The sequence below is a fragment of the Pseudomonas sp. NBRC 111119 genome (genome assembly GCF_001320125.1).
Taxonomy (GTDB): domain Bacteria; phylum Pseudomonadota; class Gammaproteobacteria; order Pseudomonadales; family Pseudomonadaceae; genus Aquipseudomonas; species Aquipseudomonas parafulva.
On sequence record NZ_BCAV01000019.1, the window covers coordinates 102,456 to 116,714 of the forward strand.

A 14,259-nucleotide genomic window follows, 5' to 3' on the forward strand; every position below is an offset into this window, starting at 1 on the left:
GTTATTAATTAGACGTTAATGCGCAGCACGAAACACCACTCGGCTTGCTGCAAACTGTGCCGGCCTCATATCTTCATCGCCCTCAGCCGCAGCGCATTGCCAATGACACTGACCGACGACAACGCCATGGCGGCCGCTGCAATGATCGGAGACAGCAGCAATCCGAACACCGGATAAAGCACGCCTGCCGCGATCGGCACGCCGGCGGCGTTGTAGATGAAGGCGAAGACGAGGTTCTGCCGAATGTTGCGCATCGTCGCCTGCGAGAGCTGCCTGGCCTTGACGATGCCGGTCAGGTCGCCCTTGAGCAGCGTCACGCCCGCGCTCTCTATCGCCACGTCCGTGCCCGATCCCATGGCGATGCCGACGTCGGCCGCAGCGAGGGCCGGCGCATCGTTGACCCCGTCGCCCGCCATCGCGACGACCCTGCCTTCCGACTTGAACCGGTTGACGATCGAGGCCTTCTGATCGGGCAGCACATCCGCCTCGACCTCGTCGATGCCTAGCCGGCGCGCGACGGCCTCGGCGGTGGTCCGATTGTCACCGGTCAGCATGACAATACGGATCCCTTCGCCGTGCAGTGCCTTGAGCGCCTGTGGCGTCGTGGCCTTCACCGGATCGGCGATGGCAAAGATCCCGGCCGCGCGCTGATCGACACCGATATAGATCGCCGTCGCGCCATCTCGACGCAGTTCGTCAGCCTGGGCACCGAGCGGCGCGGTCTCGATGCCATGCTCGGCCAGGAATGCGGCATTGCCGACCACCACGCGCCAGCCCTCGACTACGCCCAGCGCGCCTTTGCCCAGGGGGGAATCGAATCCCGAGACCTGCGCCAGGGCGATGTTGCGTTGCTGGGCGGCCGCCACAATGGCCAGGGCCAGCGGATGCTCCGAGGCCTGCTCGACGCCGGCCGCAAGACCAAGAACCTCGTCCTGCGTGAAGCCGGCGGTGGCCACGATGCCTGTGACGGCCGGCCTGCCTTCGGTCAGGGTGCCCGTCTTGTCCACGACCAGCGTGTCGACCTTTTCCATGCGCTCCAGCGCTTCGGCGTTCTTGATCAGCACGCCCACACCGGCTCCCTTGCCCACGCCGACCATGATCGACATCGGCGTCGCCAGGCCCAGCGCGCACGGGCAGGCGATGATGAGCACCGACACCGCGGCGACCAGGCCGTGTGCCAACCGCGGCTCCGGCCCCCAGATGGCCCACCCCGTGAACGCGAGGATCGCGACCAGGACGACGGCCGGCACGAACCAGCCCGACACCTTGTCAGCCATGCGCTGGATGGGTGCGCGAGAGCGCTGCGCATCGGCGACCATCTGAACGATGCGCGAGAGCATGGTGTCCTTGCCGACCTTCTGCGCGCGGATGATGAGCGCCCCGGTCTGGTTCAGCGTACCGCCCACCGCCGGGTCGCCCTGGGCACGGGTGACGGGCATCGATTCGCCCGAGATCATCGATTCGTCGATCGAGGAGCGCCCGTCCTCGATCACGCCGTCGACCGGAACGGTCTCGCCAGGGCGGATGCGCAGCTTGTCGCCGATCATTACCTGCTCAACCGGCACGTCCTCTTCGGTCCCGTCCTCGCGCAGGCGCCGCGCGATCTTCGGCGCGAGGTCCAGCAAGGCCTTGATCGCCCCGGAGGTCTGCTCGCGGGCGCGCAGTTCCAGCACCTGCCCGAGCAGCACGAGTACGGTAATCACCGCAGCGGACTCGAAATACACCGCCACGGTGCCGTCCATGGTGCGGAAGGCCTGCGGGAACAGGCCTGGTGCCAGAGTCGCGACCACGCTGTAGCCCCAGGCGACGCCGGTGCCCAATGCGATCAGCGTGAACATGTTGAGACTGCGGTGGCGCAGCGAGGCCCAGGCGCGCTCGAAGAACGGCCAGCCGGCCCACAGTACCACCGGCGTGGCGAGGGCGAACTGGAGCCAGGTCGAGATCGCTGGCGGCACCAGGTGATGGAGCGCCGGAATCACGTGCGATCCCATTTCAAGCAGGAAGACAGGCAAGGCCAGCGCGAGGCCGACCCAGAAGCGTCGCGTCATGTCCGCCAGTTCCGGGCTGGGCCCGGAGTCGGCGCTCGCCACGAGCGGCTCCAGCGCCATTCCGCAGATCGGGCAACTACCCGGCTCGTTGCGGCGGATCTCTGGATGCATGGGGCAGGTCCAGATCCCCGTCGAGGATGCCGGCGCGGCTGGCTTTGCGCCCCCCCGATGGACTGCGCCGTGGGAATGCGGCGCGTGCCCGGCCGCGTCCGCGGGCGACGAGGCCGCGCCAGAAGATGCGTAGCGCAGCGGATCGGCCTCGAACTTGGCTTGGCAACCGCTGGAGCAGAACCAGTAAGCCGAGCCCTGGTGATCCACGCGATGGGCCGCGCGGCGCGGATCCACGACCATGCCGCAGACTGGGTCCCTGACGCTTGAGCCCATGGCACCATCCTGCGCACCGGGCTGGGCGAGCCGTGAACCGTCGCCATGGGCGTGGCTGTGATCGTGTTGCTCAGCGTTCATGACATCCTCTCCTGTTGCTCGATCCGCACGGAAACCCCGACGGGCGTTGATTCAAGGCACGAGCACGATGCGCCCGAAGGGGTGGCCTTCCTCCGCGTGCCGGTGCGCGTGCGCGGCCTGCGAAAGCGCAAACTTCTTGTCGATCGGCATCGTCAGCGAGCCGCCGGCCATGTCGGCGAAGATCGCCTGGATCATTGCGTGGACACGCGGGGTATGCAGTTCCTTGCCGAACAGGGCCGTGATGATCGCCAGGCTGTTCGGGGCGAGATCGGCGATCTCGAAAGCGACCCGCTCGCCGCTGGCGCCCCCCAAGGGAATATAGCGCCCGCGATAGCGCAGTGTCTTGAGCAGCGAGGCCTGCGCCTTGCCACCCGCCAGATCGATCACCATGTCCACGCCTTTGCCGTCAGTCAGCGACAGTGCGCGCTGCGCGATGTCTTCGTCCCGGTAGTCGATGCCGTGCGTGGCTCCGAAGTCCCGCAGTTTCGCCAGGCGCGACAGCGTGGACGCTGTGGCGATGACCTTCGCGCCGGCGCGATGCGCCAACTGTACGGCGGCAAGCCCCACGCCTCCGGCGGCACCCTGCACGAGCACAGTTTCGCCCTTTTGCAAGGCACCGAACTCGAACAGCCCGTCGTGGGCCGTGCCAAAGGCGATCAGGCCAACCGCGGCCGCGTCGATCTCCAAGGCATCGGGCACCGGAAACACGAAGTGCTGCGGCACCGCGAACAGCTCCGCGTGCGAGCCTTTCCAGTTGAAGCAGGCCACACGCTGGCCGACATCAAGGTCGATCACGCCTGGGCCTATGGACGCGATGACACCGGCGGCCGCGTAGCCGACGACGTAGGGCGTGGTGGGCGGGGCCATGTTGCGACGGGAGAGCACGTCGCCTCCTTCGAGGCTGACGGCCTGGACGCGGACGACGACCTCACCCTCCTTGGCCTTCGGGTCGGGCAGATCGCCGTAGGTGAGGACCTCGGGTTCTCCGTTGACGGTGTAGTAGGCAGCTTTCATGAGGTGGCTCCTTGCTTGGTTGGGGGACAGTGAAGAGATATCAGGGACGCCGCACCCGCGTCGAAAGGTGTGGGCCGGCCTTCAATCGCGCTCGCGCCATGCCAGCAGGCGCAGTGCGTTGAACACGACGATCAGGGTCGATCCCTCGTGCAGCGCGACGGCCGGCCCGATGCCCAGGCCGCCGATGGTGGCAGGGACCAGCAGCGCGACGACGCCCAAGCTGATGAAGACGTTCTGGCGGATGATGGACCGGGTGTGGCGGCTCAGCCCGACCGCGAAGGGCAGTTGGCGCAGGTCGTCGGCCATCAGCGCCACGTCGGCCGTCTCCAGCGCGACGTCCGAGCCGGCCGCGCCCATGGCGATGCCGACGGTCGCATGGGCCATCGCCGGCGCATCGTTCACGCCATCGCCCACCATGGCGACCTTGGCCTGGGCGCGCAGCTTGCGGATCGCCTGGACCTTGTCCTCGGGCATCAGATCGCCCCAAGCCTCGTCCAGCCCGACCTCTTTGGCCACGGCCTCGGCTACGGTGCGGTTGTCGCCGGAGATCATGATCATGCGGGCGATGCCGAGCCGGCGCAGCTTTTCCAGGGCGGCGCGCGCGTCGGGACGCGGCGTGTCCATCAGGCCGATGGCGCCCAGATCCCGCGTCCCCTGGCGCACGACCATGGTCGTGCGTCCGCGCTCGCGCAGGCTCGCGATCGCCTGCGATGCCCAGGCACCGAGCGGCGCGAGACCGTCCACGCCGAACATCTCCGCCTTGCCGATCCAGACTGTCTCGCCGTCCAGCGTGGCCGTCACGCCGCGCCCGGTCAGGCTCTTGAGGTCGTGCGCGGACGCGATGGCCTGCCCCTGCAGCTTCTCCTGTCCGTCGCGCGCGATGGCGGCGGCCAGCGGGTGATCGCTCAGGCGTTCGACCGCCACGGCCACCCGCAGCAGCGCCGCTTCGGTCACGCCGTCAGCCAGCGCGATATCGGTGATGCGGGGGCGGCCTTCGGTCAGCGTGCCGGTCTTGTCGAAAGCGATGGCATCGAGCGAGCCGAGTGCTTCCAGCGGTGCGCCGCCCTTGATCAGCACTCCGCCACGCGCGGCGCGCGCCACCCCAGAAAGCACTGCGCTCGGGGTCGCGATGGCGAGCGCGCAGGGACTGGCGGCCACCAGCACGGCCATCGCGCGGTAGAAGCTCTCACTGAAGGGTTCATCGATCACCAGAGGCGCGAACAGCAGCGCGACGGCCAACGCCAGCACGAGCGGCACGAAGATGCGCTCGAAGCGGTCGGTGAAGCGCTGGGTCGGCGACTGCTGGGCCTGCGCCTCGCTGACCATCTGCACGACCTTCGCCAGCGCGCTGTCGGTGGACAGGCGCGTCACCTCCACTTCGATCGCTCCCGCGCCGTTGATCGTGCCGGCAAAGGCGCGCGCCTCGGCGTCGATGGAACCCGGCCGCGCACGCGCAAGGCCGGGATCTGTGACCGGGCGTTTGTCCACCGGCATGCTCTCGCCAGTGACCGGGGCCTGGTCGATGCTGGTCGTGCCCTTGACCAGGAAGCCGTCGGCGGGCAGCCGCTCGTTCGGGCGCACGATCACCACGTCGCCGACCGCGAGCTTCTCGACCGGCACCTCATGCGTCTCGCTTCCTCGCCGCACGGTGGCGGTGCGTGGCGCAAGCTTGGCCAGCGCCTCGATGGCCTGCCGGGCGCGCCCCATGGCGTAGTGCTCCAGCGCGTGGCCGAGGCTGAACAGGAACAGCAGCAACGCGCCTTCGGCAAAGGCGCCAAGCGTCGCCGCCCCCGCGGCGGCCACCAGCATCAGCGTGTCGATCTCGAACTTCTTCAGGCGCAGGTTGCCGATCGCCTCGCGCAGCGTGTAGAAGCCACCGAACGCGTAGGCCCCGAGATACAGGGCCGTGGGCAGCCATGCAGGCGCGCCGGCCGCCAGCTTCTCGATGCCGAAGCCCAGCGCCAGTAAGGCACCACACAGCAGCGAGAACACGAGTTCGGTGTTGGGGCCCAAGAACCCGCCATGGGTGTGCGCGTGTTCGCCTTCGCCATGAGCGTGGCCCGCGTGGTCGTGCCCACGGCCAGTCTCGCCGGGATGGTCGTGACGAGGGTCGCGGCTATCGTGACTGTCGTGACCGCCTCCGGCATTCTGTTCGGCCGCGGGTTTCTCCTGGACGCGCGCCTTCGCGCGCAATCCGAGTCCTGACAGCGCCTCGAACAGCGACTGCTCCGTCACCACCCTGCGGTCGAACTCGACCCGCACGAGTCCAGTGGCATCGGCCTGTGCCTCCAGAACCCCTGGGACGCGCCGCAACGTGTCGCCAATCGTGCGTGCGCGGCGCGAATGCACGAGGCCATCCACCTGCCACAGCACGTGCCCGAAACGCGCACTGACCGATGCGCCCGCAGCCTGGACCACTTCGCGGATGCGCGCGAGCGAGAACATCGCGGAATCGTAATGAACGCACAGCATCGCCTCTTGCCTGCCGGGCGCCCCTGCTGCGGGCGGGATCACATGCACCTGCTCGACACCGCTCCTGCCTTCGAGCTCGGCGACCAGGCGGCCCACGCAGGCATCGGCAGCGTCCGACACCTCGGGCAGCAATACCGGGATGTCCAGTCTCAAGCGTTGCGTCATTGCCGTACCTTTTCAGTCATGCGCGCCGGGGTGGCCCATTGGCGTCGCTTCACGAGGAAGGTGGCCGGCAGGTTGGCGCTCTGGCGGAATGGGTGCTTCATGCGCTGCTCCTGGTCAGGCCATCCGTGCGATGGTTTTGCGAAAGCGTTGCAGCGACAAGCCGAACAGCACGGCTCCGATCAACAGCAACGCGGCGAACTGCGGCCACACCACCGCCAGGCCGGCACCACGGAACAGGATCGCCTGTCCAAGCTGCACGAAGTGCGTGGTCGGTGCCACCAGCATGATGTTCTGCACCAGCTCTGGCATGCTTTCGCGCGGCGTGGCGCCCCCCGAGAGCATCTGCAAAGGCATGATGGTCAGCATCATCAGCATGCCGAACTGGGGCATGTTGCGCGCCAGCGTCGCCAGGAAGATGCCCATCGACGTGGTGGCGAACAGGCACAACGCCGCACCGACGAAGAACAGCGGCAGCGACCCGGCGATTGGCACATCCAGCAGGCCTTGCACGACGAAACCGATCGACACGGCCGCCGCCAGCAGTACCACCGCTCCCATGGACCAGACCTTGGCCAGCATGATCTGCGCCGGCGTCACCGGCATGACCAGCAGGTGCTCGACCGTGCCGTGCTCACGTTCGCGGATGAGCGCCGCGCCTGCTAGAACGATGGACAACATGGCAATGTAGTCGATGATCTCCGCAAGACTGCCTGACCAGGAGGGCTCCAGCGCGGGGTTGAAGCGCGCCCGCAAGGCGAGATCCACCACAGGCACGGCGCTGGAGCGGTAGCGCTGTGCGAACTCACTGATCTCACCGTTGACGATCTGCTGCACGTAGCCGCTACCGACAAACGCCTGGCTCATGCGCGTGGCATCCACGTTGAGCTGGATCTGCGGTGCGCGGCCGGCCAGCAGGTCACGCTGGAAGTTGCGCGGGATCACCATCACGAACGTGTAGCGTCCCTCGTCCATCCCCACGTCCATCTCTGGCCACTCGATCAACTGCGGCTTGCTGAACTGGGGTGGATACAGGGCCGAAATGATGCGTTGGGACAGTGGGGATTGGTCTTCGTCGACGACCGCGATTGGGGCGTTGTGCAGCGTCTCGGGCATGGCCGTCGCCCCGGTGTACACGCCCAAGGTGAAGACGTACACGATGAGCACCAGCATGGTGCGGTCGCGCCACAGGCTCCACAGTTCCTTGACGCCCAATCGGTAGGTGTTGGAGAGGAATTGGCCCATGGTTCAGCGCTCCTGCTTGCGCAGCAGCGCAATCGCCGCACCGATGATCACGGGTACCGCGATCAGCATGGGAACGAGCGCCCCGCCCAGATCGCCGAAGCCTAGGGCCTTGTTGAAGACACCGCGGCTGATGCTGATCATGTGCGTGGCCGGATAGATCTCGCCCAACCAGCGCCCGCCGCCCTGCAGCGAGGACACCGGGTCGGTCAGGCCCGAGAACTGAACGGTGGGAATCATGGTTCCGATCATCGCGAAGAACATCGCCGCGATCTGGCTCTTGGTGATGCTCGATGCAAGCAAGCCCATGCCCGTCGCGCAGAAGCTGAAGATCACCGCGGCCAACACGAGCGTCAGAAAGCTTCCCTTGATCGGTACCCCGAACACGGTCACCGACAACAGCGTCATCAGGAAGAAGTTCAGCATGGCCAGCCCTACATAGGGCAGTTGTTTGCCCAGCAGGAATTCGGTCCGGGTGACGGGGGTGACGTACAGGTTCAAGATGGAGCCGGTTTCCTTCTCGCGCACCACGGCCAGCGCCGTGAGCATGGCCGGCAGCATCAACAGCAGCATCGGCACCACAGCCGGCACCATGGCCGGCAGGCTCTTGACGTCCGGGTTGTACCGAAAGCGCGTTTCGATCCCGGCTTGCCCGATGGGGGCGCTGCCCGTGCGTTCTGTAGCCTGCTCCACCAGCCAGTGCTGGTGGATGCCCTGCACGTAGCCAATGACGGTCTCGGCGCGCTGCGGCATCGCGCCATCGATCCAGGCGCCGATCTGCACGTTGCGCCCGCGCAGCACGTCGCGTCCGAATCCCGGAGGAATCTCCAGGGCAAGACTCAGCTCGCCGCTCGTCATGCGGCGATCGAGCTCGGTGTAATCGGTGATCGGCGGCTGCTCCACGAAGTACCGGGAGCCGGCCAGGCTCAAGGTGTAGCTCTGGCTGAGCGTGGACTGGTCGCGGTCAAGCACGGCGTAGCGCAGGTCCTCGACGTCCATGCTGATGCCGAAGCCGATCACGAACATCAGCAAGGCCGATCCGGCCAAGGCCAGCGTGGCGCGCACGGGATCGCGCTGCAGTTCCAGCGATTCCCGCCACATGTAGCTGAACAACCGTTGCAGGCTGAAGCGGCTGGGCTTGGCGTGGCCGGGGGCGGGCCCGGCCTGGGCGGGGCCTGCGCCGACAGGCGTGTCGGCCTGGGGCGCACCGCCGCCGGCTTCGACCAGGTAGCCGATGAAGGCTTCTTCCAGTGTCTGCGCCCCGCGTTTTTCTACCAGATTGGCCGGCGTGTCGCTATCGAGCACCTTGCCGGCATGCATCATCGACATGCGATCGCAGCGCTCGGCCTCGTTCATGAAGTGGGTGGAGATGAAGATGGTGACCTTGTCGCGACGCGACAGCTCGACCAGCAGCCGCCAGAAGGCATCGCGCGCGACCGGGTCCACGCCAGAAGTCGGCTCGTCAAGAATCAGCAACTCCGGCTTATGCACCATCGCCACGGCGAGCGACAGCCGCTGGCGCATGCCCAGCGGCATGCTCTCGGGCAGGCTGTCCTGCACCTCGCCCAGCCCGAAGCGCTGCTCCATCTCGGCCACCCGCGCGTCGATGTCCTCCTCGGGCACCTGGAACAGCCGGGCGTGCAGTGCCAGATTCTGCCGGACGGTCAACTCGCCATACAGCGAGAAGGCCTGGGACATGTAGCCGACCCGCCGACGGGTTGCGATGTCCCGCGGATCGATCTCGTGGCCGAACAGCCAGGCCCGGCCCTCGCTCGCCTCCAGCAGCCCGGTGAGCATCTTCATGGTGGTGCTCTTGCCGCAGCCATTGGAGCCGAGGAAGCCGAAGATCTCGCCGCGGCGAATGCGGAAGGAGACGTGGTCCACCGCGACGAAGTCGCCGAAGCGCATCGTCAGCCCATCGGCTTCGATGGCGATGTCGTCTTCCGAGGCTTGCAGCGGCGGGATCACCACCGGCTGGTGGCCACGCTTCTTGTCTTCGGGCAGCAACGCGATGAATGCGGCCTCCAGCGAATCGCTGCTGGTACGCGACAGCAGTTGCGCGGGCGTGCCGGTCGCCAGTACCTGGCCATCGTCCATGGCGACCAGCCAGTCGAAGCGCTGCGCCTCGTCCATGTAGGCCGTGGCGACGATCACGCTCATCGCGGGGCGATCGGTGCGAATGCGCGCGATCAGGTCCCAGAACTGCGCACGGGCCAGCGGATCGACGCCCGTGGTGGGCTCGTCCAGGATCAGGAGGTCCGGGTCATGGATCAGTGCGCAGCACAGGCCGAGCTTTTGCTTCATGCCGCCGGAGAGCTTGCCGGCCGGGCGCGCCAGGAACTTGTGCAGGCCGGTGGCTGCAGTGAGATCGTCGATGCGCCGGCGCCGCTCGGCCGCGTCGTGGCCGAACAGGCGCGCGAAGAACTGCAGGTTCTCTTCCACCGACAGTGTCGGATAGAGGTTCTTGCCCAGCCCTTGCGGCATATAGGCGATGCGCGGGCAGACCGCGTTGCGGTGGCGCCGGCTCGCCATGTCGCCACCCAGCACCTGCACGTGTCCGCCCTGCACTGCGCGGGCGCCCGCCACCAGCGACAGCAGGCTCGACTTGCCGACGCCATCGGGGCCGATCAAGCCCACCATGCGCCCCGCTGGGACGTCCAGCGTGATGCCGGCCAGCGCCCGGATCTTGCCGTAGTGCAGTTCCACCTGCTCAAGGCGGACGACGTCCGTGCTTGTGACCAGCGCCGATTGCGTCATGGCTGGACCTTCAGGGCGAGTCGGGCTGGCCACTCCTGCGAGTCATCGAGCCGCACCCAGGCCTCACCGGGCAAGCCAGTCTTCACGTACTCCAGGTGCTTGCGCAGCAACTCGCGGTCGATGTGTGCGCGCACGCGGAACATCAGCTTTTGGCGCTCGCTGGCGGTCTCCACCGTCTTGGGCGTGAACTGGGCAGCGCTGGCGATGAAGGAGACCTTGGCCGGAATCACGTAGTCCGGCGCCGCGTCCAGCACGATGCGCACCTCCGAGCCCAACGCCAGCCGTCCCGCCGCTTCAGTGGGCAGGAAGAAGGTCATGTAAACGTCCGACAGGTCGATCATGTTCATCACCCGGCCGCCGGCACCCAGCACCTCGCCCGGCTGCGCCACACGAAACTGCACCCGGCCGTCGCGCGGCGCCTTGAGCTGGCTGTCGTCGATCTCGGACTGGATGCGCTCCAGCGTGGCGTCCGTTGCGGCGACCTGGGACTGTGCGCTGGTCACTTGTGTTCGCGCGGCCGTGATGGCGGCATCGGCGGAGGCCACGCGCGCCCGGGCCGCAGCGACGGCGGCATCGGCGCTGAGCGCGCGGGCGCTGTCATCGTCGAGCGTCTGCGTGGAGGTGGCGCCTTCCTTGACGAGCGTCTCGGAACGGACGAGCCGCCGCCTGGCGGCATTGAGCTCGGCTTCGGTCTGGCGCATCTGGGCCACCAGCGCAGTCTTGTCGCTCTCGCGCATCGCCACCTGGGCCTGGGCGCTGGCCACGGCGTTGATCGCCTGTTGGCGCTGCGCCTGCGCTTCGCGCAACTGCGCCTCCAGGGTCTGCACCTGCATGGTGGCCAGTGTCTGGCCCGCCTTCACGAAGGCACCCTCGTCGACCAGGATGTCGCTCACCCTGCCTGCCAGCTTGGTGGCGATATCGACCTCGGTGGCCTCGATGCGTCCGTTGCCGCCGATGACGGAGCCGTCGTCTTGCCCGAGGGCAAAGTGTTGCCACGCGTACCAGCCAGCGGCGGCCAACGCGATCGCCACAACGGGGAGAATCAGTTTTTTGTTCAGAGATAGGGCCATGGTCATCAACGCGAATAAGGGGCGGTAGGAAGGGGCTGCGTGGACGACAGCGGCGCATCGCCGGAATCCTGCGTTCCACCGCCCAATGCGGCGTACAGCGCAATGCGGCTCGATAGCAATGCGCGACGTGTCTGAACCAGTTGCTGCTGGGATGAGATCAGGTTGCGCTCGGCATCCAGCACGTCGAGAAACGGAGACGCGCCGTTGTCGTAGCTCAGGCGGGACAGCCGCGCGCGCTCGATCTGCGTTTGGACGGCGCGCTGCTGGATACCGACCTGGCGTTCGAGCCAATGCTGCGCCGACAGCGCATCGGCCACGTCGCGAAAGGCGTTCTGCACCGTCTGCTCGTACTGCACCACGGCCAGGTTCTTGCGCACCTCGGCCAGCTCCAGGTTCGAGCGATTGCGTCCTGCATCGAAGATCGGCAGCGACAGGCTGGGCGCGAAACTCCAAGCGCGGTTGGCGCCTCGGAACAGCTGGTCCAGCTCCGTACTGGCGGCGCCGCCAAAGGCGGTGAGGCTGATGCGCGGGAAGAACGCCGCGCGTGCCGCACCGATGTTGGCATTGGCGCCCCGCAATTGGTGCTCTGCGGCAACGACGTCGGGCCTGCTGTACAGCAGGTCCGAAGGCAGGCCCGGTGACACCGGAGCCAGGATGTCCGCGTCGACTGCAGTGGCATCGTCCATCGGAATCGCGGCATCCGACAGATCGCCCACCAGGATGCTCAGGGCCAATCTTTGCGCGTCACGCTCCTGCTGCACCTGCACGACCAGGGACTCGGCCTGGGTCAGCAGGGTCTGCACCTGCGTCAGTTCAAGACGGGAAGCAGAGCCCACCTCCAGGCGCCGGGTGAAGATGCGCAGCGACTCGCGCTGGCTGGTTTCGCTTGCCTGTGCCAGCCGCAATCGCTCCTGCAATTCGCGCAGGCCCAAGTAGGCATCGGCCACCTCGGCGACGAGCGAGACGCTCACCGCACGACGGGCCGCGTCGGTGGCCAGGAAGCTCTGCAGCGCCGCTTCATTGAGGCTCGCGATGCGCCCCCAGAGGTCGATCTCCCAACTGCTCAGGCCCAGCCCGGCCTGGTACTGGCTGGCGGTGGCCGCTCGGCCGCTCAGGCTCAGGTCGGCCGGCGTGCGCGCCCGCGTGGCGTCCAGGCCCACGCCGATGGTAGGCAGCCGGTCGGCGCGCTGCACTCCGTAGGCGGCCTGTGCCTCCCTGACCCGCAGCACCGCAGTGCGCATGTCCGGGTTGTTCGCGAGCGCCTGCGCGATCAGCTGCGCCAGCACGGGGTCGGTGAAGTAGTCACGCCAGGCCAGGGTCGCGGCTGCGGTAGAACCCTGCGCCCCGGATGGCGTGCCGTGCGCGTACGCCGCGGGCATCGCCACGGCCGGCTTGTCGAGCGCAGGTGCCATCGAGGCGCAGCCGCTCATCAACAGGGCGGCGGCGCAGACGGCCAGTCTTAACGAATGGCTGTGCATGTGAGATCGAGTCCATCGAACAAAAGCAGGAGGCTGTGGCATCGACGCACAGCGCGGGCAAGACACGCTGTGGGGATTGCCCCTGAGCGTGGTGGGTGTGGACAACGGCGTCATGGCGGCGTCTGCCTGTACTGGTGCGCCAGCATCAGAGCTATGGCGCAGGACGCGACCCGTGCCTGGCGGCTGTCGGCGCGGCTGGTCAAGATCACCGGAACCTTGGCACCAAGCACGATGCCGGCACTGGCCGCCTGTCCGAGGTAGATCAATTGCTTGGCAAGCATGTTGCCGCTCTCCAAGTCGGGGACCACCAGGATGTCGGCCTGTCCTGCCACTGCCGAGACGATGCCTTTGGTTCGTGCCGCCACGGCCGAGATGGCGTTGTCGAACGCCAGCGGTCCATCCAGCACACCGCCGACGATCTGCCCTCGGTCGGCCATCTTGCACAGCGCCGCCGCGTGCAGCGTCGCGGGCATGGCCGGGTTGACAGTCTCCACCGCCGCCAGAATGGCGACCTTGGGATCGGCCACGCCGATGACGTGGGCCAGCTCGATGGCATTGCGCACGATGTCGGCTTTCTGCGCCAGGTCCGGTGCCAGATTGATCGCGGCATCGGTGACGATGAAGGGCCGGGGGTAACCAGGCGTTTGCAACACGAAACAGTGGCTGATGCGTCGCTTGGTGCGAAGCCGGCTGGCCGGTGCGAGGATGGCGGCCATCAGCTCGTCGGTGTGCAGGCTGCCCTTCATCAAGGCCTCGACCTCGCCATTGCCGGCCATCTCGACCGCGCGTTCGGCAGCTGCGTGGCTGTGCGGTACGTCGATGACCTCGATGCTGGTCAGATCCAGCCCGTGTTGCTGGGCAACCACGTCCAGCTTGGCGCGCGGGGCCACCAGGACAGGCTCGATCAGTCCGGCCCGGCGTGCATCCAGCGCGGCTGACAGGCTGGCTTCGTCGCAGGGATGTACGACCGCGACACGGATGGCGTCCAGCGTCTGAACGTGAGACAGCATGCGCTGCATGCTGCCGCCCACATCCACGCTCAGCCCGATATCGATCTGATCGTCGCCGCCGGGCACATCGCTGGGTGCCACCTCCACTTCGCCGTCGGCGACCGATATGCCGTCCTGGTTGGAGCAGGCACAGTGCAGGACCATGCGACCCGTTGCCGGATGGTGCTCGGTGACGGTTACCTCGGCCCGAAGGCGATCACCCAGACGGACCGGCGCCAGAAACCGCAGGCGCTGTCCACGGCAGACCAGACGGGTGCCGGACAGGCACTCGCCGATCGCCGAGGCGATCAATCCCCCGAGCCAGGTGCCGATGCCGACCCAGGCACTGCCACGCATGGAGGCCACGGTTCGCGTGTTCCCCTCTGCGGGAACGGTGTCACTGGCAAGCGCCACACCCAACTGAAGGTTGTCCAGGGTGAGCACACGCTCGACGCGCGCGGAGTGGCCCACGGAGATGCCGTCGGTACCGCGCTGCACTCCAGGCGGCGGGGATTGTTTGCTGGGATCGTTTGTCATGGTGTCGCACTCTGGTTGGCATATG

General features: G+C 67.3%; 8 protein-coding genes. All 8 read right to left on the minus strand.

What is annotated here, in order from left to right; translation table 11 throughout:
• Nucleotides 1-65: 65 nt before the first annotated feature.
• Nucleotides 66-2,513, minus strand: a complete 2,448-nt coding sequence (locus tag APH25_RS07950) for a heavy metal translocating P-type ATPase (protein WP_079388757.1) — start codon at nucleotides 2,511-2,513, stop codon at nucleotides 66-68.
• Between the two features lie 51 nt (nucleotides 2,514-2,564).
• A complete protein-coding gene (locus APH25_RS07955) occupies nucleotides 2,565-3,527 on the minus strand; it encodes a zinc-binding dehydrogenase (protein ID WP_034032850.1) in 963 nt (320 codons plus the stop codon).
• Nucleotides 3,528-3,608: 81 nt separating this feature from the next.
• Complete coding sequence (locus APH25_RS07960; protein WP_034032848.1) at nucleotides 3,609-6,164, minus strand: heavy metal translocating P-type ATPase; 2,556 nt, start codon at nucleotides 6,162-6,164, stop codon at nucleotides 3,609-3,611.
• A gap of 114 nt (nucleotides 6,165-6,278) precedes the next feature.
• The gene (locus APH25_RS07965) at nucleotides 6,279-7,406 is read right to left on the minus strand and encodes an ABC transporter permease (RefSeq protein ID WP_034032847.1); all 1,128 of its coding nucleotides are present in this window, start codon (nucleotides 7,404-7,406) and stop codon (nucleotides 6,279-6,281) included.
• A 3-nt stretch (nucleotides 7,407-7,409) separates the two neighbouring features.
• Nucleotides 7,410-10,160 (minus strand): ribosome-associated ATPase/putative transporter RbbA, encoded by a 2,751-nt coding sequence (rbbA, locus tag APH25_RS07970; RefSeq protein ID WP_050159449.1) that lies wholly within the window; start codon nucleotides 10,158-10,160, stop codon nucleotides 7,410-7,412.
• Nucleotides 10,157-11,236 carry an HlyD family secretion protein gene (locus tag APH25_RS07975; protein ID WP_060481552.1) on the minus strand — a complete coding sequence of 360 codons (1,080 nt, stop codon included), beginning with the start codon at nucleotides 11,234-11,236 and terminating at the stop codon, nucleotides 10,157-10,159. The genes rbbA and APH25_RS07975 overlap by 4 nt, the downstream gene beginning before the upstream one ends.
• Nucleotides 11,236-12,708 (minus strand): efflux transporter outer membrane subunit, encoded by a 1,473-nt coding sequence (locus APH25_RS07980; protein WP_034033021.1) that lies wholly within the window; start codon nucleotides 12,706-12,708, stop codon nucleotides 11,236-11,238. Before APH25_RS07980 ends, APH25_RS07975 begins: the two co-directional genes overlap by 1 nt.
• Nucleotides 12,709-12,818: 110 nt before the next feature.
• Nucleotides 12,819-14,234, minus strand: a complete 1,416-nt coding sequence (locus tag APH25_RS07985; RefSeq protein ID WP_034033023.1) for a bifunctional enoyl-CoA hydratase/phosphate acetyltransferase — start codon at nucleotides 14,232-14,234, stop codon at nucleotides 12,819-12,821.
• Between the last annotated feature and the right edge of the window lie 25 nt (nucleotides 14,235-14,259).